Source organism: Nocardioides sp. (assembly GCF_035503875.1).
In the GTDB taxonomy this organism is placed as follows: Bacteria; Actinomycetota; Actinomycetes; order Propionibacteriales; family Nocardioidaceae; genus Nocardioides.
Map to the genome: position 1 here is coordinate 215,841 of NZ_DATJTA010000054.1, position 25,524 is coordinate 241,364.

General features: G+C 66.1%; 20 protein-coding genes and 1 other RNA gene. 11 read left to right on the plus strand and 10 right to left on the minus strand.

The features are described from left to right. Position 1 precedes the first annotated feature (1 nt). Entirely contained in the window at positions 2 to 1,591 is a 1,590-nt protein-coding gene (locus VMF51_RS13570; protein WP_325474975.1) for a 4-hydroxyphenylacetate 3-hydroxylase family protein, read from the plus strand. A 714-nt stretch (positions 1,592 to 2,305) separates the two neighbouring features. Beyond that, positions 2,306 to 3,268 carry a tyrosine-type recombinase/integrase gene (locus VMF51_RS13575; protein ID WP_414689468.1) on the plus strand — a complete coding sequence of 321 codons (963 nt, stop codon included), beginning with the start codon at positions 2,306 to 2,308 and terminating at the stop codon, positions 3,266 to 3,268. Positions 3,269 to 3,273: 5 nt separating this feature from the next. Here the strand turns inward: VMF51_RS13575 and rnpB are convergent. The 10 genes from rnpB to VMF51_RS13625 form a co-directional block, all read right to left on the minus strand. After that, an RNA gene (gene rnpB / locus VMF51_RS13580) (RNase P RNA component class A) lies at positions 3,274 to 3,644 on the minus strand. Positions 3,645 to 4,376: 732 nt separating this feature from the next. Next, positions 4,377 to 4,832, minus strand: a complete 456-nt coding sequence (locus tag VMF51_RS13585; RefSeq protein WP_325474977.1) for a hypothetical protein — start codon at positions 4,830 to 4,832, stop codon at positions 4,377 to 4,379. A 239-nt stretch (positions 4,833 to 5,071) separates the two neighbouring features. Next, complete coding sequence (locus tag VMF51_RS13590; RefSeq protein ID WP_325474978.1) at positions 5,072 to 5,488, minus strand: hypothetical protein; 417 nt, start codon at positions 5,486 to 5,488, stop codon at positions 5,072 to 5,074. Next, positions 5,485 to 6,276, minus strand: a complete 792-nt coding sequence (locus VMF51_RS13595) for a metallophosphoesterase (RefSeq protein ID WP_325474979.1) — start codon at positions 6,274 to 6,276, stop codon at positions 5,485 to 5,487. The genes VMF51_RS13590 and VMF51_RS13595 overlap by 4 nt, the downstream gene beginning before the upstream one ends. A 14-nt stretch (positions 6,277 to 6,290) precedes the next feature. Further along, positions 6,291 to 6,680 (minus strand): hypothetical protein, encoded by a 390-nt coding sequence (locus VMF51_RS13600; RefSeq protein WP_325474980.1) that lies wholly within the window; start codon positions 6,678 to 6,680, stop codon positions 6,291 to 6,293. A gap of 682 nt (positions 6,681 to 7,362) precedes the next feature. Next, positions 7,363 to 9,555 carry a TniQ family protein gene (locus VMF51_RS13605; protein WP_325474981.1) on the minus strand — a complete coding sequence of 731 codons (2,193 nt, stop codon included), beginning with the start codon at positions 9,553 to 9,555 and terminating at the stop codon, positions 7,363 to 7,365. Positions 9,556 to 9,683: 128 nt separating this feature from the next. Then, positions 9,684 to 10,490, minus strand: a complete 807-nt coding sequence (locus VMF51_RS13610; protein ID WP_325474982.1) for an AAA family ATPase — start codon at positions 10,488 to 10,490, stop codon at positions 9,684 to 9,686. A 185-nt stretch (positions 10,491 to 10,675) separates the two neighbouring features. Continuing rightward, positions 10,676 to 12,949 (minus strand): hypothetical protein, encoded by a 2,274-nt coding sequence (locus tag VMF51_RS13615; protein ID WP_325474983.1) that lies wholly within the window; start codon positions 12,947 to 12,949, stop codon positions 10,676 to 10,678. Further along, complete coding sequence (locus tag VMF51_RS13620) at positions 12,946 to 13,812, minus strand: hypothetical protein (RefSeq protein ID WP_325474984.1); 867 nt, start codon at positions 13,810 to 13,812, stop codon at positions 12,946 to 12,948. Before VMF51_RS13620 ends, VMF51_RS13615 begins: the two co-directional genes overlap by 4 nt. A gap of 2,403 nt (positions 13,813 to 16,215) precedes the next feature. Beyond that, a complete protein-coding gene (locus VMF51_RS13625; protein ID WP_325474985.1) occupies positions 16,216 to 16,401 on the minus strand; it encodes an LIM domain-containing protein in 186 nt (61 codons plus the stop codon). A gap of 710 nt (positions 16,402 to 17,111) precedes the next feature. Here VMF51_RS13625 and VMF51_RS25885 point away from each other — a divergent pair. The 9 genes from VMF51_RS25885 to VMF51_RS13665 all read left to right on the plus strand — a co-directional run bounded on the left by VMF51_RS25885 (position 17,112) and on the right by VMF51_RS13665 (position 25,508). Further along, entirely contained in the window at positions 17,112 to 17,279 is a 168-nt protein-coding gene (locus tag VMF51_RS25885) for a helix-turn-helix domain-containing protein (RefSeq protein WP_414689472.1), read from the plus strand. Between the two features lie 216 nt (positions 17,280 to 17,495). Beyond that, entirely contained in the window at positions 17,496 to 17,639 is a 144-nt protein-coding gene (locus VMF51_RS13630; protein WP_325474986.1) for a hypothetical protein, read from the plus strand. A gap of 733 nt (positions 17,640 to 18,372) precedes the next feature. Next, complete coding sequence (locus VMF51_RS13635) at positions 18,373 to 18,540, plus strand: hypothetical protein (RefSeq protein ID WP_325474987.1); 168 nt, start codon at positions 18,373 to 18,375, stop codon at positions 18,538 to 18,540. Beyond that, positions 18,540 to 20,567, plus strand: coding sequence for a DNA sulfur modification protein DndD (gene dndD, locus VMF51_RS13640; RefSeq protein WP_325474988.1), 2,028 nt, complete (start codon positions 18,540 to 18,542; stop codon positions 20,565 to 20,567). Before VMF51_RS13635 ends, dndD begins: the two co-directional genes overlap by 1 nt. After that, the gene (locus VMF51_RS13645; protein ID WP_325474989.1) at positions 20,564 to 21,430 is read left to right on the plus strand and encodes a DndE family protein; all 867 of its coding nucleotides are present in this window, start codon (positions 20,564 to 20,566) and stop codon (positions 21,428 to 21,430) included. The genes dndD and VMF51_RS13645 overlap by 4 nt, the downstream gene beginning before the upstream one ends. Beyond that, positions 21,427 to 22,557, plus strand: a complete 1,131-nt coding sequence (dndC, locus tag VMF51_RS13650) for a DNA phosphorothioation system sulfurtransferase DndC (RefSeq protein ID WP_325474990.1) — start codon at positions 21,427 to 21,429, stop codon at positions 22,555 to 22,557. Before VMF51_RS13645 ends, dndC begins: the two co-directional genes overlap by 4 nt. Further along, positions 22,554 to 23,867, plus strand: a complete 1,314-nt coding sequence (locus VMF51_RS13655) for a DEAD/DEAH box helicase (RefSeq protein ID WP_325474991.1) — start codon at positions 22,554 to 22,556, stop codon at positions 23,865 to 23,867. The genes dndC and VMF51_RS13655 overlap by 4 nt, the downstream gene beginning before the upstream one ends. 89 nt (positions 23,868 to 23,956) lie before the next feature. Beyond that, complete coding sequence (locus tag VMF51_RS13660; RefSeq protein ID WP_325474992.1) at positions 23,957 to 24,796, plus strand: ParB/RepB/Spo0J family partition protein; 840 nt, start codon at positions 23,957 to 23,959, stop codon at positions 24,794 to 24,796. Between the two features lie 4 nt (positions 24,797 to 24,800). Next, on the plus strand, positions 24,801 to 25,508 hold the full coding sequence (locus tag VMF51_RS13665) for a hypothetical protein (RefSeq protein ID WP_325474993.1): 708 nt from the start codon (positions 24,801 to 24,803) through the stop codon (positions 25,506 to 25,508). Positions 25,509 to 25,524 lie beyond the last annotated feature (16 nt).

The following is a 25,524-nucleotide window of genomic DNA, read 5'->3' on the forward strand; positions in this document are numbered from 1 at the left end:
CATGACCGACACCCTCGCCGAGCGCCCGAGCACCACCGACGACGCCCCGCCGACGGTCAACCCGGCCGCTGACTCACCCGCCAACCGGCGTACCAACTTCGCCTCGCGCCCGATGACCGGCGACGAGTACATCGAGAGTCTGCGCGACGGCCGCGAGATCTACCTGCACGGCGAGCGGGTCAAGGACGTGACCACGCACCCGGCCTTCCGCAACCCGGTCCGGATGACCGCCCGCCTGTACGACGCCCTGCACACCGGCCCCCACGTCGACGAGCTCACGGTGCCGACCGACACCGGCAACGGCGGCGTGACCATGCCGTTCTTCAAGACGCCGACCTCGTCGGCCGACCTGCTCAAGGAGCGCGACGCGATCGCCCGCTGGGCCCGGATGACGTGGGGCTGGATGGGCCGCTCCCCGGACTACAAGGCCAGCTTCCTCGGGACCCTGCACGCCAACAAGGAGCTCTACGCGCCGTTCCAGGACAACGCCGAGCGGTGGTACCGGGAGTCGCAGGAGAAGGTCCTCTACTGGAACCACGCGATCATCAACCCGCCGGTCGACCGGCAGCTGCCGCCCGACGAGGTCGGCGACGTCTACATGAAGGTCGAGAAGGAGACCGACGCCGGCCTGATCGTGTCGGGCGCGAAGGTCGTCGCCACCGGGTCCGCGATCACCAACTACAACTTCATCGCCCACTACGGCCTCCCGATCCGCAAGAAGCAGTTCGCGCTGATCTGCACGGTCCCGATGGACTCCCCCGGCATCAAGCTGATCTGCCGTTCGTCGTACACGGAGCAGGCGGCGAGGAACGGCTCGCCGTTCGACTACCCACTGTCGAGCCGGATGGACGAGAACGACACCATCTTCGTCTTCGACAAGGTGCTCGTGCCCTGGGAGAACGTCTTCATGTACGGCGACGTCGAGCGCATCAACGCGTTCTTCCCGCAGTCCGGCTTCCTGCCCCGCTTCACCTTCCAGGGCTGCACCCGGCTCGCGGTGAAGCTCGACTTCCTCGCCGGCCTGCTGCTCAAGGCCCTCGACTCCACCGGCTCGGGCGGCTTCCGCGGCGTGCAGACGCGCGTCGGCGAGGTCATCGGCTGGCGCAACCTCTTCTGGTCGCTCTCCGAGTCGATGGCCCGCGACCCCGAGCCGTGGGTCGGCGACGCCGTGATCCCGAAGCTGGAGTACGGGCTGACGTACCGGATGTTCATGATCCACGGCTACCCGCGGGTGAAGGAGATCATCGAGCAGGACGTCGCCTCGGGCCTGATCTACCTGCCCTCCGGCGCGGCCGACTTCAAGAGCCCCGAGGTCCGCCCGTACCTCGACAAGTACGTCCGCGGCTCCGACGGCATCACCGCCGTCGAGCGGGTCAAGGTCATGAAGGCGCTGTGGGACTCCATCGGCTCGGAGTTCGGCGGCCGCCACGAGCTCTACGAGCGCAACTACTCCGGCAACCACGAGAACGTGAAGGCCGAGCTGCTCTTCGCGGCCCAGGCCCGCGGAGACGTGGACTCGATGAAGGGCTTCGCCGACGAGTTCCTCTCCGAGTACGACCTCGACGGCTGGACGGTCCCCGACCTGTTCTGAGCGTCCCTCCCCTCGGAGAGGCCCGCGCGGCATCCCTCCTGCGCGGGCCTCTCCTGGTCCCGGCTGAGGCCAGGGACCGCAGCTCCGTAGTCGGACGTACATAAGTCCCGTCCGTCGGTAGTCCGCACGCTCAGCACGGTGCCGAGAGTCCGACCTCGACCCGTCCGGCTACGACCGCCCAGTCGTCCTGCCGACGATCCGTGAGTCTGCAACTGGGCCACGCTCGGCGGCGATGAGCCTGCAACGGCTGGTCTCGTGAATCTGCAACTGCCTCTCGGCGCGCTAGAGACGCATGGTGCGGCTAGGGCTTCGAGAAGGGCTGCGCGACGTGCGCTTCGCGGAGTGCCGGTCGCTGGACGCGTAGCTTCCCGTCTTCTCGGGCTTCGGATCGCCTTCTACTGCTCGTCTGTCGCGTACGCCAGGACCCTGGACGGCCTCTCGACCAATGGCTTCGAAGGACTACATCACGGCCATGTAAGACCTCCTCCGGACGAGAACACATAAGTTCTGTTTCCGTGAGCGCACATTCGCAAGACGTTGGCGAGTCCTGTTGCTTGCCAGTCCGGAACGGCACGCACGACATGCGAGGACACTGTGGGAAGCGTTAGCAGGCGACCGAACGGGCGATGGCGCGCGAGGTACCGAGACCTCGACGGGCGCGAACGCGCTCAACACTTCGTCGAGAAGGAAGAAGCACACATCTGGCTCGCGGCAGTGACATCCACGGCGGGGCAAGGTTGGACGGGGCACCCGAGGGCAGGGCGGATCACCTTCTTTGACTACGCGGAGCAGTGGCGCTCCATCCGACTTCACCGCGCAAGCAGCGCCGCCCACGTAGAGACCATGCTGCGACGCCACGCCTACCCCGCGCTCGGGGGCCGTCGAATCGGAACCATCGTTCACTCCGACATTCAGGGATGGGTGCAAACGCTCAGCCTGACCAGCAAGCTGGCTCCATCCACCGTCCGTGTGGTCCACGGCATTGTCTCGTCCGTTTTCCGCGCAGCGATCCGCGACCAGCGCCTCGTAGTGAATCCGTGCGAGGGCACACGTCTTCCTCAGCGGGAACGACGACTGGTAATTCCGTTGCGAACTGAACAGGTTGCGCGCCTCCGGACAGAGGTCCCGAAAGACCTACGCGCGCTCGTCACTCTCACGGCCGGAACCGGTATGCGCCAAGGCGAGGTCTTTGGAGTGACCCGTGATCGGTTGCGTCTGACCGGTGACGACCCAGTCGTGATCGTGGACCGACAACTTCTTACCCTTCCCGGTCCGACGACCGCGTTCGGTCCCCCGAAGACGACGGCGAGCCGCCGGGTCATCCCACTGCCCCAGGTGGTCGTCGAGGCGCTGGACCAACATCTGAGTGTCAACAACATCGACGACGACGGTCTGGTCTTCACTCTCAGCGGCCAGGCGATCATCCGATCCGCGTTCGGCCACGTGTGGCGCCCGGCCGCCAAGGCGGCGGGACTGAACGCGATGACGGGGACGGGTATGCACGCCTTGCGCCATTACTACGCGTCGTTACTCATTCGGTATGGCGAGTCGGCGAAGACGGTGCAGGCACGCCTTGGTCACGCGTCGCCGAGCGAGACGCTGGAAACCTACGCCCACCTGTGGCACGACTCGAACGACCGGACGCGCTTCGCTGTCGATGCCGAGTTGCGGTTCTGAAGGTGCGGATGGGCTGGCGCATAAGCCGGGTTCTGTGACTCCGAAGAGCCTGGCGACCATCCATCTCCGGCCACCGTTACCGACGGCCTCTAGCGGTCTACCCGCGTACTCAGGCGGGCCGCCCTCGAACGCACGCTGTCTGACCTTGCTCCGGGTGGGGTTTACCTAGCCGGTCTGGTCACCCAGTCCGCTGGTGGTCTCTTACACCACCGTTTCACCCTTACCTATCCTCGCCGGAGCGAGGGAGGCGGTCTGTTTTCTGTGGCACTGTCCCGCGGGTTACCCCGGGTGGCTGTTAGCCACCACCCTGCCCTGTGGAGCCCGGACTTTCCTCGACGCCCTCCAAGGAGTGCGACGCGGTCGCCTGTCCAGCCCATCCGCGCCAGCAAGCATAGGGCTTGCCCCGGCATGCGCGAGCAAACCCCGTCCAAAAGTGTCAGAGCCCCCGGCGCAGTGCCTTCACTCGGCTACATCTCCGGGCACTCGCTGATCCGTCCACAACAAACGGCAACCCAGCGCCGTGGGGTGAGTCAACTGGCCAACGAGCCAGCCTCCGCCTCGCCCGCGCCTTCTCCAGTCGCTCCGTCATCTTCGGCGCCTACTTCAAGGCGGCCACGCTATCGATCACTCGCGGTGGAGATCGTGAGAGCCACCAACGGTTCCCGTGTCCGGGATACACCCCAATCTTGGGTCCTCGATGCAGAGGCCATTTACGGCTGCTCTGCGCTCAGGCCGGACCTGCCTTCCTCGCGACATTCGCGTCGGCGCTCGCTCAGTGTGATCGGGTGGAACTCGTCGGCCTCGTCCACTCCGAGGAGGTGCCCCGTCGTTGGTGGTGTCATCTGGATCGGCTCGTAGTCGGTGTGGGCTAAGTCGTTTGGCGCCGAGGGGACGCGGATCGCTACTCCGGGGCAGTGATTGGGTCTTCCGCAGCAGGAGTGCGCCCACCAGTTGTTCGCATTCGCGGGGTGGGATCCAGCCGAGGCCGCGGCGGTGGTCGCAGCGCGTCACGGCTGCGTCCCCGTCGTGGTCGCTCATCTGGCCATCTCCATCCTTCGTCCTGGATCCTTCGTCTTGGCCCCGGATTCCGAGAGCCGGCATCTATTCCTTACTGGGGGTGATCACGCGCACGATCCACGTTGGAGGCCGACTTCGATACTTGCTGGACGGCGAGGCTGATCTGACGAGCCTCGGCATCGCTGAGCCATCTTCTGAGGAGGGCGTCGCAAACCTGACTCCAGGTCCCGGGGGCACCGCCTTCGGCTGGCGGAAGATCGCTGGCGCCAAACTTGTAGCGGTGCTCGACAAGACGATCGACCATCTGGCGCCGATCACCGTGTCGCACGACTGTCCTCAGCACGATCATCTCGGGCGTCTCTTCGAATGCGGCACCGCCGAGCATCCCGTTTCGCTCGGCTTCGCGGAGTAGTTGTCGGACCTCGGACTCGGCAAGATCGGCGATCTCGGCGATAGATCGACGCGGGGTTCCGTGAATGGCGAGCAGTGCGACGTCCTCAAGGGCCTCGATGTGGCTCAATCGGGTGCGTGCCTGGCGTTCGCGCACTCGGTCACGAAGCGCACTCCAGTCGTCGGGGCCCAAGCCAGGCAACTCAGCCGCCGGTGGAGTTGAGTGGTCCACGTAGGCGAGGTCGCTGGCCGGGGACAGGTTCGTGGCAGCCGATTCGCAGTGGTCGGGGCGACCGCAGCAGGCGTGTGGCCAGGGCGGGACGCCGGGGGCTGGGTGGCTCCATCCGAGCCCGCCGCCGTGGTCACAGCGGACCATCGCGATGTCGTCGTGTCCGCTCATCGTGACCACTCGGCGCAAATGATGGCGGCAAGGTCGTCGAGAGTCTCCTGGTGCCATGTCGCTCGAGCCCATGCGGCCGGTGCGAGTCCATCGAGTTCGCCAACACTGGTGTTGAGCAGGACCGCGACGGTCCACGGATCGAACGCACGCAGCGTGACCAGGGGCGTAGAACGCCCGGACTTCGCGTGGACGGTTCCGTCGGACGTCTGCTCGAACTGGGCTAGCGGATAGGAGTGGTTGCCATCGGATGTCTCAACGCCGAGGACGACTCCGGTTTGATGCCGCACGGCCAAGTCCTCCTGGGTGACCTGGAGGACCTCAGCGGTGCGGGCGGCTGACCAAAGCGGAGCAGCGACGTCGCGTATGTCGTTGCGCCCAGCGGAGTCTCTGTGCCCGGCCCATGCGTCACTCATCGAGCCCGTCCTCTCGTCACCGGCGTCAATGGCTCGACGTCCAGGAGGAGGAGGTTCGAGGCGTGCCCGTCACGGTGCAGCGAATGGATGGTCGTGTCGAAGTCTCGGCCTGGGAGCCGGACCGTCCGCGTCCCGGAGCAATGCATGTGCCCGTGGAACACGGCCCGCGGCCCCACAGCCTCTACCGCGGCGGTCACTTGTCGCCGTGACCCCGCCGACGCTGCAAGTGCGTCGGCGGGCCAGCCCCACGGGTCGTTCGCGAGGATCTCTTCGACCGCCGGTACTGCGTAGGGGACGTCGACGGTCTCGTGGGAGAGGAGGACGTCTGCGTAACCGCCCTCGGTCGCGAGAGCCACCTGCTCATCGGTGATCGCCTCAGCAGGCCACCAGTCCTTCCCTTCCGTTCGGTGACCGCGGTCGAGCGACGTGGCACCACCCAGGCAGACGAACGTCCGCCCGGCGATCGCGAACCGGTAGCCGCGTGGCATCACGGCGACCCGGTCCGCCAGGTGCAGCGGAAGCGCTCGATCGTCCGCGCTCCGGTTTCGTGGGTCCTGCCATCGCTGGGATAAGGCGTCGGCGTTGTCGTGGTTGCCCTCGATGATGAGGAGGTCGAGGTCGTAGCGCTGGCACAGCGTGGATGCCTCGTCGGTCATCCGCCGTGAGGACGCCCCTGGCCACAGCAGGCCCCAGTCGCCGAGTTGGATAACTGTGCGGACGTCGCCGCGCTCGCCGATCGACTGTAGACGGGACCTCACCCAGGACCGGTTGCCGTGCACGTCACCCATCAGCGCCACCGTCGTCACGAGCGTTTCCAGGTCTCGGTGCCGATCTGGTCGGCATGGGTCTGGCACAGCGTCAGGTACCAACCCGACTCGGGCTCGATGCGCAGGACGCCCGGGGTCCCGCAGGTCTCACATGTCGACGAGGCCTCGGTCTGCGCTTCACGGACGCGGGCATCGAACCTTTGCTGAACGTCCGGGTCGTCCGCGTGGGGTGATGCGTAGAAGTCGAGCGAGCCGAACTTGGACTTCACCTGGCTCAGGGTCCAGTTCGCGCTGATGGTGCTCAGGTCCTCAGCGAGCCGGACCAGGAGGTCAACCCAGCCGTCACCGCAGTTCCACCAGTACCGCTCCCAGGCAGGCTCGACGCGTTCTCGCAGGGGCGTCAGTCGGTCGTCGGCTTCATCCATTGTTACCACCTGACCTACCTGCGGAGCCGGTAATAGCTCGGGCCGAGGACCGTTCTGGTGTTTGGCGCCCTTCGGCAAGCATGACGATGATCTCGAGTGGATCGATTCCGAAGTTGAGGGCATCGGCAGAGATCTGGGTGGGCGTGTGAGCACACAGCACGGAGGTCAGGTCCTCGAAGGACCATCCGTGAACAACGCACTGGGTGACGAGCCACGGGTCCAGCCCGCACTCGATCCACTCGTCAGCCGCGGGTGGCTCGTCAACGCTATGTGTCATGACAGGACGCATCTGACTTGACGACGGGAGCGTCGCTCTTGCCGTCCGACGAGATCCCTTGCTGCAGATCGGTCGCATAGCTGTTAGCGCATCCCGCTTGCATCATGATTCGGGCACGCATGCTCGCCTGCCACCTGGCCCCCGACGCCGCAGACCCAACACTCGCCGACCGTGAGTTCGATGTACTCGTTGCACATGTCCAGGCAGACGCGGGACTCGGACACGGCGGTCGGGTTGTTGCAGTAGTAGTCGCGTAGGTATGCCGCATGTGGGCCTGCTGGTTGGTCAGGGCTGAGGTGAACCTGGAGGGAGTCGGGATCGCCGGGGACGTCGTCTGGTCGCGCTGTAGGCATGGCTTTCCCTTCGCTGGCTTCTTGCTGGCGTGGTCGTTTCGTCCGGATCGGTTCATGAGGCGCGGCCGTCGATGAGGGGGGTGATACTGGATTGGGCGAGGAGACGTCGAAGGTGACGCCCTGGCTGGGTCAGTTGCAGACCGCGTGGAGTGCGGTCGAACAGTTGATGGCCCAGGCGCCGCTCTAAGCGGCGCGTGGATTCCGAGAGGGTGCTCGGGGTGAGGCCGAGCCGGTGCGAGGCGATGGTCATGGTGGAGCTCTCGGCCACGACTTGAAAGCGGGCAAGGTCGATGCGTAGGCGCCGCTCGCTGTGGTTGTCGGGTCGCTCAGCAATCGTGATGACCTCGTCCAGTGGCCGACCGTCATATGCGCTTAGGTGTCGGCTCGCGCCCCTGGCTGGCCTCTCGTCCCATCCTCCCAGTTGACGGGTCATGTCGGGGGCCGGGCCGAAGAAGGAGCCTTGTCCGGTGCGGCGAGGCGACCAGGTGATCGGTTCGTCGAGGTGGTTGACCTGGAGGGCTCGTTCGGCAACTCGTAGCAGGGTGGGAGGTGGCTCGGCGCGCCAGTGTTCGCGCACGGTGGCGTAGGCGCGGCGGTGTCCGGCGAGGAGGTCAAGGTAGGGGTCAGTGAAGAGCAGGTCGTGGCCGGTGAGGAGCTCGTGGACGTGCCAGCCCATGAAGGCGGTGAGCCGCTCGGTTTGCCTGAGCCCGGACTCTTCGGACACCCGTTGCGCCAGGCGCCTGCTCGGGCGGCGGGGTTCTTGGAACGTGTATCGGCGGCGGGCGTAGTCGATGGGTACGTCCACAGTTGAGAGGAAGTCGTGGAGTGCGAGCAACTGGGCGAACGTGCCGCTGGGCCGGGCGGTCTGGAGATCAAGGATCCCGGCGAGTTCTCCCTTGAGTTGTTTGACGAGTCTGGGCGAGTGACCCAGGGATGCGAACGCCGTATGGAGGCCTGCGCCACTGGCGATGGCCACGATCGCAGTACTTGCTGCGCACGCGTAGTACCCCGCCTGCGCGGTGGAGGCATCGGACAGGAGGAGGCCTGGCCACAGGCTGGCGGGGACCTTGCTGGGGTTCAGTGGGCGGCGGCGGTGGCCAGTGATGGTGAAGCGCGTGGCAACGAGTCGTACCGCCAAGGTGGCTCCTGGGCGCGCGCTCGTGGCTTCTCGGCGAAGCGCGGTGGCCAGTTCCCACGAGGTGCCGTACTTGCTGACGAACTCCCCGGTCGAGGCTTGTCCACGGACGGGAAACGCGCCGAGCCGTTCGCGTGCTGCTTCCACGCTGTCGTTGGCGAGAATGTGAACAGCGACGGTGGCGCAGAGGCCGGTGATGACGGGCGAGCGAACTGTGGCCTGCATCCGGACCGCCGGTCGTTCGCTGTTCGGAAGCCGAAGAGCATCAGCCCAGAGTTCTCCCAAGCCCAGCGCCGATTCTCCGTGGGCCTCTGGGGCGAGGTGGCGAGGTGGGTTGCGGCTTGGAAGGGGTGGTTGCGCATCCAGGAGTTGACCGAGTTGGGGTCCGGCCAGTTGCGCATCGAGACGGGTGGCCAGCAGCCGCACGATGGTTGCCACGTCGCCAAGCCACTCGACGGCGGGGCGCTCGGCACCCAGGGACTCAATCGTGGTGATGTCCCCATCGAGCACACGGTCAAGCAGCTGCTGCGCCCGACTCACCGGACCGAACGACTCGTCTGGCGTCTCCGGGGTGAGTTGTTGGGTCGACGAGGCGAGTGCCTCGACCGGACAGACGCACTCTCGCTGGGCGTTGACTCGCAGTCCAGTGTTGATCCCTCTGGGATGGCCCATCGGGCTGGTTCGGACCGGTTGAGAGCAGGTGGGGCAGTCTCCGAGTAGCAGCCGGTGATGGCGCACGCAGGCGAAGGACCACATCAGGTACCAGCCGATCCGCCATCGAGCCCCGCGCTCAACGAGGCACTCGGGGCAGAACCGGGCTCCCTGGCCGCGCGGCCAGGAACCGGAGGGGTACCCACGGGCATCCGCTTGAGGAACCAGCCCAAGATGTTCGAAGCGCTGCAGCGTCATTGCTCGCAGAGTCACCTCGCCCAGACCGAGGGCCAGGCTGAGTCTCAGCACCTGCTCGGCACCGAGCGGCGCCACCGCTCCGAGGGCCAACCTGAGGGGCAGAGCGAAGTGGCGTCGCAGGTTCATCGGATCGGTGCGCATGCCGTGCGCGAGGTGCTCCAGGTAGCCGTCGAGCGGCTCGTCTTCAAACGGGGTCGGCATGAACCCGAACCTCTCCCCGGCGGAGCCGAACGGTGAGCCCGGCGGTAGGTCAAGTTCTACGACGGCCCGGGGGTTCGGGACGTCGGGGTGCGTCCGGGCCGGTAACCGCCCCATGAGCCCGTTCCGGGTCATGCGAAGTCACCGACCGCGGCATAGAGGTGGTCCTTGGTGAGAGCACGTCCGTTGTCCCAGATGGCCTCAACTGCGGCCGTCTTGACGGCCTCCAGCATGGATCCGGTCAAACCTTCGAGGCGCGTGGTGAGCCAGAACATCGTCTCGGGGTTGAGACCGGGCGCATGAAAACCCTCGATGCGCTGTAGGTGCCGAAGCAGGGCAGCGAACAGGTCTGCGGGCTTGGGACCTCGGTCGCGGTGCAAGGGCAGCAGCACCAGGCGGTTGGCTCGGCGGCGCAACTGCTGTGCTGAGTCGTTGTTTCGGCCAGGATCTCGTAGCCAGGCTGAGCGACTCAGATCGATGCCGACCACCACGATGGGGACCGGTAGGTCGAGCAACGCGCGAAGACCGTCGCTGAGTCTGCTCGCCTGGTCGGAGATGCGGCGGCAGAAGTGGCCGTCGTCGACGACGATCAGTTCCACGCCATGGGCAAGGAGGAGTTCGCTGAGTCGGTTGTGTAGACGGTGCTCATCACCATCTGCGGGGAGCCCGCAGGCACGCGCGATCGCCACCAGATAGGCCTTGGAGGTCTGGTTGGTCTGCGACGCCAAGTAGATGTACGGAGTCTGCTGGCGGCCCTCCGGGCTTTGGGTCCGCCATTGCGGATGTGCCATCGCACGGTCGAGGAGGACAGCAGTGATCGCGCTCGACTTGCCGAGGAGCGAGGGTCCTTCGATCGCCAACCATCGCCGGTTCGTGCCGGTGTGCTGGCGGAGAAGTCGATCGATCGCGACGGCGATCTGGTCCTCGTACACGGCCACGTGCAGGGTGTGAATCCATGCCTCCATCTCCGGCCCTGATTGCGACGGCGGCGGCCCCGTTCGCAGCCGGTGGATAGCCCCCCAGGAACTGTGATCCGTGAACCGGAACGCGTGCCGGTGCCCGGCCAGGGGACCTTCCGTTTTGTCGGTACTGGACGCCGCAGATCTCGACGGGTTCGTCATGATCAGGCCCCACCTCCGGTCGGACCCCAGGGGTCGGCGGCGTCCCTCGAGCCCCCGGTGATGCCCTCGTCCCACTCCCTCACCGAGGCAGCGGACGAGTCCGAGGCGTTGGCGGTGTCAGGTATGAAGTCCTCGAGCCGCCAACCACCGTTGTCGACGTGGGCCTCTGCCGCTGGGCCTTTGCGCTTAGTGCGGGAGGAGGTGCGGCGCAGGGGCACGACATTCTCGTCGGGGTTGAGGTCGTCGTCGTTCCAGGACTGCTGGAACAACTCCAACAGATCGGCTCGGCGCTCCCCGATTTCGGTATGGGTCGGCCACTTTTGGCCGGTGTGGCCCAGCGTGGTGGCGATCATGCGTCGGACGCTGTCGAAAGCCGGGGCGACCCCACTGTCGGCCCCCGGGCTAGAGAGCCGACGGACGTTGAACGTCCCGGGCTCGATCCAGTAAAGGCGGTGCTTGGCCTGAGGGTCATAGAAGAAGGCCAACTTGCGTGCTTCTCCTCGACGCGTGGACGCGTCCTTCAGGTCCTGGTAGTCCTCACACCAGTAGCGACGGCGCTCCCAGGTGACCCCGTCGTCTTCGGGTTTGAGCAGTTTGGTCGGCAGCAACCGCAGGGCCAGGGTGGGGTCCGCAAGGACTCCAATGACGTTGCCGAAGCGCAGCGATGCGAGGACCGCCTGGATGGGCGTCAGAAAGCGGTTGGTGGTGCCAACTTGCAGTCCGGTATGTGGCTGGTTGGCCGCCCATTCTGGCCACTGGCTGAAGGCGCGTGCAGCCTGCTCGAAGGTGGGAATGTCTCCTGGGGAAATGAATTTCGGGCGATTGACAACGGTGTTGCCCTTGTGGCTCGGAACCAACTGGCACGAGATTGCGAACGTGTGAATCAGCGACTCGACGAAGGCCTTGTCCGTCGGTGTCATGGTCGCCGCCCAGTGCAACTCGATCGACAGTTGGGCGCATAGGGAGATCCATAGGGTGTTCTCCTCCTCAGCGCCGTGGTCGAGCCGAATGCTGGTAGGCAGCACCCCCGGTGGCGGACCGGCATTCGGGGGAAATGCGTTCAGCTGCAAGAGCGAGGGCACGGCGCTGATTTGGGCACCATGCTCCGCGCGCGCAAGGCAGTGACCGCCGATGATGTCGAACAGAAGCAGCGCCAGATCTCGACCCCGCGGGGGTTCCCGGACCAGGCGCAGCCAGGTCATCTTTGTCGAGACGCACACTGCAAAGACGGCGTAGGCACGGCGTGGCTCACCGTCAGGACCCTGCACGAAGAAGTCGGTGGGTGTGGCGTCCACCTCGAGCATCTGTGCGAAGTCGTATGCCCGGTGGCGCAGCGGTCCGTCCGTCGGTCGCTTGGATTGCTCGTGGCGCGTTTTAGCGTTGCGCTGGGTGCGGCCACCGTTGAGTTGATGCCAGAGCGCAGCGAAGCGGTGGTATGGGAGCACCTCGTCGATGCCCGGGAGTTCCCGACCGTCGGGGCCGGGGGTTCCTGGGTTTCGCGACACCATCCCTCGGCGTCGAAGGTCGACGATGACGGCCGCGTAGTCGGACTGCAGGTGCTTCTTGCTGCCCAGATGCCCGGCCTGGGCGTGCTCGCGGATCACCGCGAGGATCTCGGGTGCAACGTCGATGACGTTCTTCAGTTGGGCCTTGCGACCGGAGTGAGGGATAAGACCGACGATGCCGCGGGCACGGTACGCAGCCTCGCGGCGCGACATCGTCGAGGCGCTCCAGCCGAGTTCGGCGCGCTTGGCTGTACGACGCTCGGTGACCGTCGTCTTCTCGGCGTCATACAGTTCTGCATCCTTACTTGTGTCTCCGGCGGGCCGACCACTGATGACATCGATCAGATGGGCCTGGGAACGGAGTGCTTTGTTGCGGACCTCTGGTGCGATCCAGTGGAGCACTTCGGCGTCAGGGTCCGGCACAAAGTCAGGAGTGAGCGCCCGATGGGCCACCGAGACCGCACTCAGCAGTTCCTGGAGCGACTTAGATTCGGTCTCGCCGTTCTTGAACAACTCGAACATGATCTGGCCGGAGTCGTCGTAACTGTCCAGAATGATGGGCTGCTCGCCGTCTGCCGACACCGCAGGTCGCTCGTCTCGCGCTAGCGTCAGACGAACGACCGGTTGTGCGCGAGCAAAGGAAGGGGTCAGGTCCGGAAGGTCTGACTCTGCCGTGGACGTGTTCCCTCCGCCTCCGGGGGCCGGCGCATCGGGATCCCAGGGATGTTCGGCCGGATCCACGGATCCTCCATCGCGCACGTCGTCGCTCAACGTGCCCAACTCGAAACGTCCGGATGTTGCCTCGACAAGACACTCGAAAGTCGCAGCGGCTGATCCAGGTTCGTGTGGAAATGACCAACAGCCAGAAGATGCATAGCAACCTCCAGGCCGATCCGCACCGACGCCATCTGGGACTTCTCGCGGTGGGCACCGTCTGCGAAGTCGGTCTCGGGTGCTGCGCCCGCAGCACCCGATTGCGGCGGTCGGTAGGCCTCGCCGGCGCGTTCACGGCAGATCGCTTCGACGACGCCTCCGATCGAGCGTGACCGAGACTGAAGGGCGATCCGGACCTCGGAAGCAAGGAACGGGTTGGGTCGTCGGTAACCAGAGAGAATCTGCAGGTTCATCGACATCTGGCGCGTCACATCGCTCAGGAGGTGGTACCTGGTCCCTGCCCTGCCCAGCGAGCGCTGTGCCAATGCGGTGCGAGCCTCGATCCACGGGTCAGCCCGCCGGAAGGCGGGCTTCACTTCGAAGACGACCAGTTGTCCGTCGATGACGGCGGTCAGGTCCGGGATGTGCACAATCGATCCCTCGTCGTGGTCCCAGACCAGCATGAATGGTTGGGCGTAGAGTGCTGAGACATCGGGGTGCATGACCAACGCGTGAGCCCAGGCCAACTCGAGACCGGAGTCCAAGGTCAGCATGAGCGCCCGGCCTTCACGCACTACCGGAAGCATGGCGATCCGGCTGCGGGCACCCTCATAGGTGCCAACGCGGCGTACCGGCTCGACGAGGTAGGCCGGGGTGGGGATCGCGAAGTCCAGGACTGATTGCACCACGGCGGACTCAGCGACCTTCCACACCACCCTGGCCCGCACATCGTCCATCTGACCCGACGCCACGAGAGCCATCGCCCGCTCGCGAGAAAGCTGCCGCCCCACAAGGCGGCGAACGGCCTGAGGGATGCGCCGAGTACCCCGACGGGCTGTCGCAGCAGGCGACACCTCATGCACGACCGGGAGCGCACACTCCGCGGGGGACCAGCCTTCGGCAGGACTATCGCGGGGGTGCGGGGCGCCGCCCGTCATCCTTCGGTCGCTTTCGAGTGGATGGGCGTGTTCCGAGGCTCCGTTGATAGACGCCTACACGCCTTGCGTCGCAGTTGGAGTGGATGGCGCGCATACGCGCCAATGGGCATGGCAGTGGTGGGAATCCGCTGAGGGTCAGCGGATGGGCGGTTCCCGACGGCGTTGCCCTCGTGGCCCGGGATCAGTTGGCAGGCTCGGGCGAACTCGCTGATGACGGACTCGACGTACGCCTTGTCCGTCGGTTCACGGGTGGCAGCCCACAGGATCGTGACTCCGATCTGGGCGCAGTATCGGATGAGCCGATGGCTCTCCTCCTTGGGGCCGTGGTCCAGAACGATCGCTCCGGGCAGCCAGGCAGGCGGGGCGCCAGTGCTACGCCATAAGTTCAGCGCCAACACGTTCCGCGGCAACGCTGGAACCGATTGCCCCGGGCGGTTGGCAACTCCGGAGGCGAACGTCTCCTCGCCGCCCGCCATGTCCCACAGCAGCAGTGCGACGTCACGACCCCGTGGGGCTCCTGCGGTGACCCGCACCCATAGGTACTTGGTGCTGACACACTTAGCGAAGACGGCATGAGCCTTCACCGGCCCATCGGGGCCCTGCACGAACACGATGGTGCACCCACCGGGTTCGATCTCGCCTGCGGCCATCAGTTCGAGAGTGCGGGTTCTTGCAAGTACCGGCCCGATCGCTGCGCGCACCTCCGGTGCCATCCGTCTGGTGCCTCGACGCGCAGTCGCCTTCGGCATCCGCGGATGGGGGTCGGGCAGGTTCTTCACGAGAGCAGTCCCTGCGGCCTCGTCCGGCGCCGATTCGGCGGCCTTGGACGGTCTCGAAACCGAGCCGCGCGCCTGCGGCAGGCATGACGAAACGTCGTCAGATGCAGGATGATGGGACACAGCGGTCACCCTCTGTCGTACTCGCAGTCCAATGCTCCGACGAGGGCCACCGCAAGTGAGGTCCCGACTGTTGGCGCAGCGGGACCTCACGCCATTTCTGGCGGAATGCGAGGGCTTCGTCGAGGGACAAACTACGCCGCTCGAGCGTGTTTGCACACCCCTCGCGATCTCAGGCGTGAGTGTTCTGCCCGAAGTGCCTGCCCATTCCACGCTGACTTTTCCGGACTCATCAAGTTAGTCTCACGGGTAAGGACGATCTTTTACGTGAAAGGTTGGAACAAGTGGCCGCATCCCCCGACATCCTGCGCGGTCTCAGCCCCCGCACGGTGAGGCGACTGCGCTTCATATCTCACTCTCCGGATCACTCAGTCCTGACTGCTCCGTGCAGATTGCCGGGGTGCGGCCGCACGATCGTGCGCGGAGCCGAGCGCGGGCGCGACCGATGGTTCTGCAACCACAAGTGCGCCGACGACTTCCGCGTACGCCAACGGGCGCTCTCGGCGGCCATCGAGGAACTGCTCGAACGACTTAGCGACTCGTCACTGACCACCCGTGAGCGACGGCGCACGGCCTCTGATCTTGCCTACTTGGTCGAGATCCGTCAGCCCTATGTGGCGCCCGCGAGGTGGCGGCGAGAAGTCGGAGAAGATGACGAGAACGGAGGCCTGGCGGACAGCCTCAAAAACTCGGCCCTTGAGGCGGCCTTCGAGCCGCGATCAGGCAAGCGCTGCACAACCTGCAACGGAACTGGCGACATGAGCCGATTGACGCCGAAACCAGGTGATAGTCCGATCAGCAAACGCGCCACCGAAGGAGCACTGTTTGGAGCGATCGCCGACCTGATGAGTCTGCTCCCCTGGGTGAGCCCGAGAGTCGCTATCGCTATCGAGGCTGAGGAGGCCGAGCACGAGTGGAGGCGTCGCGCGCGTCAGTCGACCCCCCGCGGTCGTGGCTAGTACCGGTCCAGATCGCCACTGAGGCAACGATCGCTCGACTGTCCAATCGGGTGCAGACGTTCACGCGACCGGCCCCAGGCCAGCTTTGACCCGCTCCTGCACCTGGCTCCAGTAGGCGCCAGCCAGTGCCAAGATGAGGTCGTCGACGCTCGGGCTGTCGCTGAAGAAGCGATCCGTGATCTCTTGAAACCGCACCGGAACCCGAAGATGCGTGCCGCTTGCGCGTCGTGTGGATCGTGTCCCTGCTCGACCGAGGTCGTCATATGGAACCGACGACCCGCCGCGCGCTGTGCATGACATCTAGCCGAGCCACTGCCCGGTGGGCATCGGGTCCTAGCCGCGGCTGTCGGCCGATGGGAAGTTCGCGCGGATCACAGAAGGGGTTCGCCGCAGCTGAAGCAGGTGTCCTCGCCGTTCTCGTAGATCATCCCGCAGCAGTACGTCGGTCCGCCGCTGACTTCAAAGCAGCCTTCGTGCCAGTCCTCGCCGTTGAAGTCGAGGTGGCTGTCGTCGCCCTGTATCGGCTCGCCGCAGCCCTCGCAGGTGAGCATGGTCATCTCGCCCTCACTGATCTCTTGCGTTGGCCCAGTCCCAGCAGTCCGGGGACGTCATTGGCGAGCAGTAGCGGCTGTCGTGGCGCTCTGAGTACTCATTCATGTTCGCTGTGGGGTTGCCGCAGTTGGGGCAGGTCGGGTGCTCCCCTGGACAGGTGCGGCTGTTGTGTCCGCCAAGTCCGCATACCGTGCACGCCATGCGGGCATGGTAGGCGTGCACGTGCCGCCAGCACTCAAGGTGTAGGAGATTGAAGGCGATCGCATCCTGTCGTGGGCGAGGGGCGGCAAGACAGACCCCGAGAACTGCCAGACGCTCTGCACCGCGCTACAACCGATCTTGCCGCTCGGCACTCGGCTAGTCCGCCCGCAGGACCACCGCCGCGACCTTGTCGTAGGTCGCTGGCCGGCCAACTTGCAGGAGAAGAAGCCGACCCATGCCCTCCATGTACTCCTACTGTTCGAACGCGGGGTTCCAGTGACATAAGTCGGCCCGCGTGGTGACCGGGTGGCCCACGCCCCCGGGCGGGCGCGCTCGGAAGTGGCGCGAGCACTGCGTATGGGTGTCATCGAGATCGGTGAAGGTCTGCGAGAGCGCGTAGGTGCGATCCGCTGGCTCGCGGTATCGATTCCGCCTGAAGGTTGCGCCGCCTACAGCACTGCCGTCGGGGCCCATTACGGATAAGCAGCGCGCCGCTAAGAGCGGCAAGGCATCCATGTCGTCGGAGGAGGTAGCCGAATACTTCGGCATCAGCGCTCGCACAGTACGGCGAATGATGTCGCGCCAAGAGTTGTCCGCCAACCGCATCGGAGGGCAGTGGCGGATCCCAATCACCGACATCGAGGCCCGGGAGAAGCGGACCTCCACCAAGAAGTGGCGATAATCCCACGCCGGAACCTGTCTTGCATACGCTCTCGGTCGACGCCGGCCACAGTGGCGCCCCTCTCCGAAGACGAGAACGCGGGCGTCGTTCCGGGTCGCAACGGGCCAGCGGACGCGGACGTCGAGCGTGCTCAGCGGCCTGATGGCGTGCGGCCACTGCAGCGGCCAGCGGATGTAGCGCGGCACCACCCGGAGCCGTGAGCCCTACTCGTGCCCGATGTGCAGCCAGACGATCAGCAACTTCAAGGACCTGGGCGGGGAGTTGCTGCGGCAGAAGGGCGAGCACGTGTGCTGGCGGCGCGTCGAGGCCGTCCACCAGGGCGGCGCCGCGGTGGAGTCCGAGGTCGAACGGCGGCTGTAGGAACTCGACCGACTGATCCGTGACGCGCCGTCCCCGGGAGGCGCGTGCCGACCTGCAGGCGCAACAGGGCAGCCTGCTCGGCCTGCGCGACGAGAAGCGGGCCGAGGCGCCGCAGTCGAGTGCGTCCAGGAAGGCACCGACCGCACCTTCCGCGAGGACTACGAGGCCGCGGCGACGGTCGGGGAGCGCCGCGCCGTGCTGGACGCGGTCGGCGCCGTCACTCGGGACGCGCCCGGCGGTCGCAAGCGGCAGGTCCTTGCCAGCCTGGCGGTCGTCTGGACTGGCGCAGTCGGTTCGGCGCTCATGCCCGACGAAACCTGGGCTACCTGGCGCTCCCGGTCGGCGCTCAACCCCTCGTCCGCGACCGGGTGGGCCGTCTTGATGATTTTCCGGAGCGTGTGTTGGACGGACTCACCGTAGGCCGGTTGAGGTTGATGACTAGGACGTTCGCCGTCAGGGGTAGCCGTGACGTCGGTCAGACACGCCTGCGAGGAGACGCCGGCCCAGAAACGGCATCGGCGTGCGGTGTCCTCGCTGGAGGCATACACAGCGCCGCTTCCGGTGGTCGATGTCTCGACCGGCGCCTGAACCGGCGTCCACCACCTGCGAGACTTTGCCCGGAACTCGTGGCAAGCTCGGTAGAGGCCGAGCGACTTGGAGGAAGTGAATGGCTGATCGACGGGAGAGACCGCCCGACGCCGAAACTGTCGGTGGGGACGACCATGCTGCAGCCATGGGCACCGTGACGAGGGCGCTTGGCATCCCCGAAGCGCTGCTCGAGGAGGCGATCGTCGAGGCGCGCGCCGTGGGGCGACACCGCGTCCGCGCCGTTCCGGCTCGACGCATTGACGAACTCGTTTCGGAGATCGCGGACACCACCGGAGCGCGTGGGACTGCCTGATGCTCGTCCGGCAAATCCATCTCCACAACTTCAAGGCGTACCGCGGCACGCACGTTCTAAATCTGGCGGAGCCCACCCGCAACGCCAACGTGTACCTGTTCGGCGGGGAAAATGGGGCGGGTAAGACCACTCTGGTCCAGGCGGTGCTCTTGGCTCTGTACGGTGTGGGAGCCAGCGGTCTGCCAGGAATGCCGCGGCAGGGCCGGGACTTCCGCCGCCGTTACGCCGAGTGGCTGGCGGCCGGTTGCAGCGCCGGCGCCCGCGGGGCGCATGACGACCTCATGAGCGTCGGCGTCGTGCTGCAAGACGGCGACAGCCGGGTGGACGTCAAGCGGTCGATCTGGTTCCGGGCCGATGGGTCGGTCGAAGAGGAACTGCTCGAGGTCCGAGAGGACCGCGAAATTGGATCCGAGCTCTACTCGGGCGAGGACGCACAAGAGCGCGTCGCGATCTGGATGCCGCGGCATTTGGCTGAACTGATCTTTTTCGACGGGGAGCAGGTCCGCTCCAAGCTTGGCGACGACTCCGGCTCGATCGCCGACGCCCTTGACCGTCTTCTTGACCTCGAGCCAATCAAGAAGCTCACCTCCGACATCGCCAGGCTCAGCAGGGACAGGCGCACCGCCTTGCTTTCCGAGACGCAGGTGGACGTTCTCGACGCGTGGGAAAGGGAGCTTGGGGCACTGACGGAGGCGCTCCGTGAGAACCAGCTCAACGAGCGGGAACGCCGCATGCAGGCCGACGACCTGGAAGAGAGCCTGGCTACCGTTCAAGCGGCGATCGACGAGCGCCTGTCGGGCTCGTCGCCCATCACGACCGTCCAGATTGACGCTGAACTCACATCCCTGCGCGGGCGCCGCGACGAGCTCCGCTCGCGCTTCGGTCGAGGGCTCGGCGAGTGGTTGTACCTCGGCATGTTCCCGGACCTCCTGCGGGATGTCTCGATTGACCTCGCGAGCGAGCAGGACGCGAGGGCTGGCCGCGAGCGACGGAAGCTGCAGGCGGAGGCATCCGACAAATTCGCCGCGCGCCTCCTGGCTGGTCTATCCGGCCGGATGCCGCCGGCAGCGGTCGAGGAGGTCGAGCGCCTTACTGTGCAGCTCCGCGGTGACCTGTCGGAGGGCGCTGATGCTTGCTCGAGCGACGAGTTATCGAGCGGGCTCGGCGTCCTCTCCGATGAGGAGGTTGCTGCGGCACTGTCCACCGCAAAGACGCTGGACAAGCGCGACGTAGAGGATATCCAATACTTGGCGCAGGACCTGACGGCGATCCAAGCCGAGATTGGGAAGTTAGAGACGCGCCGCCTCGAGCTGGCCGAGCAGGGCGCAGTGGACCGTCTGCTTGTGCGCGCGCAGGAGCTTCGTGACGGTCTATCGGAGCTGCGGGCGCAGCTTGGAGCAACTGAGCTTGCCGCCGCCGAGAAGCGGGACAAGGTGGCTGAACTCGAGCGGTCGATCGCCCGGCTCACCGCGCGTGCAGAGGATAGCGACAGCGCGAATCGCTGGCTTGCGGCGGCGGACCTTCTCACACGTGGGCTCCGAGCGTATGCGGACGAACGGCGTCGACTCGCGCTCGCCGGGGTCTCCAAGGCACTGCTCCGGAGGTTGAAGGACCTCCTCCATAAGCAGCACCTTGTCACTGCCGTGGAAATCGACCCTGTCACCTACGAGACACAGCTGTTTGGCCGCGGCGGGCGGAAGGTGCACCTGCCATCGGCGGGCGAGCATCAGTTGACGGCGATGGCATTCGGGGCGGCGATTCTAGATTGCTCCGACTCCGCCCTCCCCATGTTCATCGACACTCCGCTCGCGCGGCTGGACGCCTCGCACCGCACCAACGTCGTCGAGCGGTTTTGGCCGCGCGTCGGCAGGCAGGTCTTCGTGCTCAGCACCGATGAAGAGGTGCGCGGGACCTTGCTTGAGGGCCTGCGTCCGTACATCGTCGAGACCTTCGTGATCCTGCACGACGACGCGGTGTCGGAGAGCCGGATCGTCGCTGGCGACTATTTCGCGGAGGGCAAAGCGTGACTAGTCTTGTCGAAGGTGCGCTGCATGCGACCTACCAGCTTTCGCCCACCGGTTCCGGCCGCCTGAGGCGACTGACGGCAGCCAGCGGCCTGTCGAACGAGAACGTCCTTAGTCGGGTCGCCTTGGCCACGTCGCTAGCCGATCCGGCGCCAATCTCCGTCGAAGTGTCTCCGGTCGGTGGCAAGGGCAAGGAGATCAAGGGGACGACTCTGCTGGGCAGGCCAGGACCCGCGAGCCTCCTCGTAGCGCTGATCGTGCGGCACCACGACGAGGAGGTCTCGGCCGCCGAGCTCCGAACTCTGATCATCGGACACTGGGAGCGGGGGCTGCAGGTCATCAATGCCGCCGCGGGCGGTGGATCAGTGGTGGACCAGATCGCTGAGCGCATTCGGCTGCAGGACGCCAGTACGCCAGCTGTCGCCGGCGGCCGCGGGGCACAGACACGCGACAGCGTGGCGGCGTCGCTCGGACGGGAGTTCGGCCGGCTGCCCGTGGAGGTGCGCAGGCTGCTCGCTCTTGTGGGCCGCTTCGACCTCGGCAGGGCGAGGGCGGCTGCGACTCGACTGATCGACGAGGTCGGCACCTCCGGGGCTGCGACCGGACGCGTATCGGAGTCGCAGGCCATGCGAGTGCTGACGGCCTGGGGCCTGAACCGGCTTGGGATGACGGCGTCGGACTCTGCCACCATGGAGCGCATCCATGACGCGGGCGACGGGCTGCCGGTCACTACCTCGGAGCGCGACAGCGTTGAGTTTCTCGCAAATCTCGGCCTGGTGGACCTCATGGACGGGCAGGGCCGCGAGCTACGCGCCGTCCCATCGACAATGGCAGTCGCCCTTGGAGCAGAAAGTTGGCGTCAATGACCACCCGACCGACCGTCTTCCACGGACCCACCGAGATCAGCGAGGAGTTGCGCGAGAAGACTGACGCGATCGTCGCCAGGCTGGTGGAGCGGTACGAGGACCCGGCCGACAACCGGCCCTGGATCGTCGCGTTCAGTGGAGGCAAGGACTCGACCCTCGTCGGCCACCTCGTGTTCGAGGCGCTAGCCCGCGTGCGGCCCTCCCGGCGCACCCGTCACGTGCACCTCCTGTCCTCCGACACCCTGGTTGAGACACCCGCCATCTCGTCGTTCGTGACGAGTCAACTGAAGGCGATCGCGGACGGCGCGAGACTTCGCGGTCTGCCGATGACCACTCATCTCGTCCGGCCCGAGCTCCACGAGACCTTCTGGGTACGGCTGATCGGGTACGGCTACCCGGCCCCAAACCGCACCTTCCGCTGGTGCACCGAGCGCCTCAAGATCAAGCCGACCAACTCGTTCATCCTTCAGCAGGTCGAGGCGGCGGGCGAGGTCCTGATCCTGTTGGGGAGCCGCATCGAAGAGAGCGCCACCCGGGCGCGGAGCATCCGCAAGCACGAGACGTCCGGGAGCGACATCAATCCGCATAGCATCCTCAAGAGCGCCTGGGTGTGGGCGCCTATCCGTGACCTTACGACCGAAGAGGTGTGGGAGTACCTGGCGCTGACCCCGTCGCCCTGGGGTGGGAATCACCGGCAGTTGCAAGTGCTCTACAAAGAAGCGAACAGCGGCGAGTGCGCGATCGTGATGGACGAGACGACTAAGCCGTGCGGTAACAGCCGCTTCGGCTGCTGGACCTGCACCGTTGTGGACCGCGACAAGAGCATCGAGGGATTCATCGGGTCGGGCCGCGCGGAGTACGCCGGTATGGCGGAAATGCGGGACTGGCTCATCGAGCTCCGAGACAACCCGGAGGACTACCGCGAGCCAGTGCGTCGCAACGGTCGTCCCGGCAACGGGCCGCTCAAGTTATCGGTGCGGCGCGACGTGCTCGAGCGGCTCCTTAGTCTGCAGGATCTACTCGGCGAGGAGCTGATAAGCGAAGAGGAGGTAGCGCTCATCAAGCAGGTGTGGGTTTCGGACGGACTTATCGACGACGGTGGGGCGCTGGCGACGCTTGAGGTATGACGACCGCTGAGCCATTCGAGCTCCGTGACTACCAGGAGCAGGGCGTTCGGTTTCTTAGTGCCACCGACCGGGCCCTCCTGGCGGACGAGATGGGCCTGGGCAAGACCGTCCAGGTCGCTGTGGCACTCGCGCGGCTGCGGGCGCACGGAGGTCTCCGGCGGGCGCTCATCGTGTGCCCGGCGAGCCTCCAGCTGAACTGGACACGCGAGCTTCGGCGGTTCGGCCCGCCCTGCGCGGTTCGCTCGACTCAAGACTTGGGCGAATCGGACCGCGAGTGGCTCTACCGGCTTCCCGTCCCTCTGACAATCACAAGTTACGAGAGCCTCCGAACCGACTTCCTGCCGGTTGCGCCGCGAACGGACTTCGACGTTGTTGTGTTCGACGAGGCGCAGCGCTTAAAGAACCGCGACAGCGTGACGACCTGGGCGGCCCATCGCGCAGGCGGGTCGAGGGTGTGGCTACTCAGTGCCACACCTCTCGAGAACGGTGTTGCGGACCTCGGTAGCCTGGCAGAGGTCCTCGGACTGCTACCGCGCGGGGGCGCCGCGTCCGAGGACTCGGCGCAGGTTCAGGAGGCGTTCCAGGGTCGATTCCTCCGGCGCCGCAAGGTGGACGTGCTCCGTGAGCTGCCGCCGCTCATCGTTCAGGAGATGCCGCTCAGGCTGAGCGGCCAGCAGCGCACCGAGTACGACGACCTCCTCCACGACCAGGAGTGGAACGGAGGCGTCGCCGACCTGCTCGCCCTGATCACCCGACTCAAGCTTGTCTGCAACCGCGCCTCGGACGGTTCGAGCGTCAAGCTTGACGCGCTCCGCTTGATCCTCGACGATCCGGCCAACGAGCCGGCCAAAGTGATCGTGATCAGTCAGTACACGCGGACCTTGCGCTGGCTTGCCGAGGTGCTGGAGGAGCGGTCCATGCTCTACGTCGGAGACCTGTCCGCGACGGCGCGCGATCAGGCGCTTCGAGCCTTCCAGGAGGCTGATGGGACAGCGGTGCTGCTGCTCTCACTCAAGGCTGGTGGTGTCGGCCTCAACATCCCGGAGGCGACACACGTCGTCCTGTTCGACCGCTGGTGGACTCCGGCGGCGGAGGACCAGGCCGTGGCCCGTGCCCACCGGTTCGGCCGCGTCGGCGCACTCCTCGTCTACAGCTTCCGTGTCGCGGACTCGGTGGAGGACCGCATCGTGCAGATTGCCCAGGACAAGACCGACATCTTCGACCAGGTTGTCGAGGACGGGATGGTCGGCGCTGCGGAGGTGGCCGGCTGGTCGCGCCGCGACCTTCTGGCGGTCCTTGACCGCACCTGACCGAAAAGTCAGAACATGCGGCGAACCGAGCTGCAGAAACAGTCGGTCCACTTAACATGACGGACCTAACCCTCCGAAGGAGACATTCCGTGGCAAAGTTCCAGGACTACAGGGCGATCCCCCTCGATGATCTCGAGATCGGGCAGGGCCAGGTCCGTGTGAGCGAGACGGGCGTCGGAATCGATGAGTTGGCCGACAGCATCGCTGCGGTCGGACTGCTCGAGCCCATCGTCGTCGCCCCCACCGACGTCGACGGGCGATACGAGATCCTGACAGGGCAGCGGCGCTTTCTCGCCCACGTCAAGCTGCAGGAGACCGGCCGTCTGGACCCTCCGGAGATCATGTGCGCCGTCCTGTCCGAAAAGGTGGACGAGGCGGAGGCTAAGGCGATCAGCCTGACGGAGAACCTGATGCGCCGGCCGCTGACGCTGCGCGACACAATCCAAGCTTGCGTATACCTATACAAGCTGTATGACTCAATCAAGGAGGTCAGCGCGCAGACCGGCATTTCGCAGTCAACGCTCCGGGAGTACATCAAGTACCCGCGTCTGATGCCTGAGCTTCGCGACCTCGTTGACCACGACAAGGTGAAGCTCAAGGTCGCGCTCCGCGCCCAGGACATCGCGGCCTCGAAGACGGACTCAGGTGACCCGCAGTCGGACGTAGCCGTTGAGCTGGCCAAGGAGATGTCCGGGATGAGCGGCGCCCAGCAGGACAAGCTGGCCGCCCAGGCCAAGGCCGAGCCGGACGCGCCCGTCGAAGAACTGATCGAGGAGGCGAAGGGGCCTGGCAAGATCGTCCAGATCGTCGTCACGCTCACCTCGGCCCAGCACGCCCGCATACAGAGTTACGCGCAAGAGCAGGGTGCGAAGCAGGACGACGCCGCAGCGCAGCTTATCGAGGTCGCGCTCAACAACGCCGGCTTCTGAACAGATGACCGCAATCGAACCGCGCTGGACCTCGGACGAGCGCGCCGCGCTGCTCGCGAGCATAGGCGGCGGCGCCCACGTTCGGCCCCTAACGCCCGCGGCAGTCGGGTCGCTGCTCACGCGGGAGGCGGCTCGTGGGGTACGTCACGACGCGATGGCGGAGGCGCTCCACCTGGACTCGGCGGCCATGATCGGCCGCTTCATCCGAGTAGCCGGCCTCCCACCGGAGATCGGCGCGAGCGTCGGTTGGGGGCGGAGCGCGAAGTGGATCAACCTCACCCAGGCGCAGGAGATCGCCCGGCTCGAGGCACCGTCCGAGCAGAGGGAGCTCACTAGGCTCACGCTCGAGTACCGGCTCAGCGGTACCGAGGTGCGCGGCGCGGTTCAGATCTGTCTGCGCCGCGGGGTCGGCGTCGCGGCCGGGGTCGAAGAAACGGTCCGCCTGCGGCCGGTGATCGAGCGGCGCTACGTGCAGATCGGGAGCCTGTCCCGCTCCGAGGTACAGGTGGCTGTTGCGGCGATGAGTGAGGCGGACCGCGCGGCGCTCCTATCGGGCGCTCTCGCGAGCGTCGGCCTCACGGTCCTGGACGCCACGCTGACCGAGCGCGGCTACGTCCTGGTCCTCGATGAGGAGACGGGCGCTAGAGCAGACGCAGACCGACTTGAGGGCGAGATAAACCGCGCCCTCGCCGAGACGATTGAGGCAGCCTGAGGTGGCAGATAGCCCG

Excerpts from the sequence above, each read along its gene's own strand:
- VMF51_RS13590 (WP_325474978.1), bottom strand. The coding sequence starts at position 5,488 with ATGAGTGACGCATGGGCCGGGCACAGAGACTCCGCTGGGCGCAACGAC.
- VMF51_RS13600 (WP_325474980.1), bottom strand. The coding sequence starts at position 6,680 with ATGGATGAAGCCGACGACCGACTGACGCCCCTGCGAGAACGCGTCGAG.
- VMF51_RS25885 (WP_414689472.1), top strand. The coding sequence starts at position 17,112 with ATGTCGTCGGAGGAGGTAGCCGAATACTTCGGCATCAGCGCTCGCACA.
- dndC (WP_325474990.1), top strand. The coding sequence starts at position 21,427 with ATGACCACCCGACCGACCGTCTTCCACGGACCCACCGAGATCAGCGAG.
- VMF51_RS13665 (WP_325474993.1), top strand. The coding sequence starts at position 24,801 with ATGACCGCAATCGAACCGCGCTGGACCTCGGACGAGCGCGCCGCGCTG.
- VMF51_RS13630 (WP_325474986.1), top strand. The coding sequence starts at position 17,496 with ATGTGCAGCCAGACGATCAGCAACTTCAAGGACCTGGGCGGGGAGTTG.
- VMF51_RS13570 (WP_325474975.1), top strand. The coding sequence starts at position 2 with ATGACCGACACCCTCGCCGAGCGCCCGAGCACCACCGACGACGCCCCG.
- dndD (WP_325474988.1), top strand. The coding sequence starts at position 18,540 with ATGCTCGTCCGGCAAATCCATCTCCACAACTTCAAGGCGTACCGCGGC.
- VMF51_RS13655 (WP_325474991.1), top strand. The coding sequence starts at position 22,554 with ATGACGACCGCTGAGCCATTCGAGCTCCGTGACTACCAGGAGCAGGGC.
- VMF51_RS13595 (WP_325474979.1), bottom strand. The coding sequence starts at position 6,276 with ATGGGTGACGTGCACGGCAACCGGTCCTGGGTGAGGTCCCGTCTACAG.
- VMF51_RS13625 (WP_325474985.1), bottom strand. The coding sequence starts at position 16,401 with ATGACCATGCTCACCTGCGAGGGCTGCGGCGAGCCGATACAGGGCGAC.
- VMF51_RS13635 (WP_325474987.1), top strand. The coding sequence starts at position 18,373 with ATGGGCACCGTGACGAGGGCGCTTGGCATCCCCGAAGCGCTGCTCGAG.
- VMF51_RS13605 (WP_325474981.1), bottom strand. The coding sequence starts at position 9,555 with ATGCCGACCCCGTTTGAAGACGAGCCGCTCGACGGCTACCTGGAGCAC.
- VMF51_RS13620 (WP_325474984.1), bottom strand. The coding sequence starts at position 13,812 with ATGGCTCTCGTGGCGTCGGGTCAGATGGACGATGTGCGGGCCAGGGTG.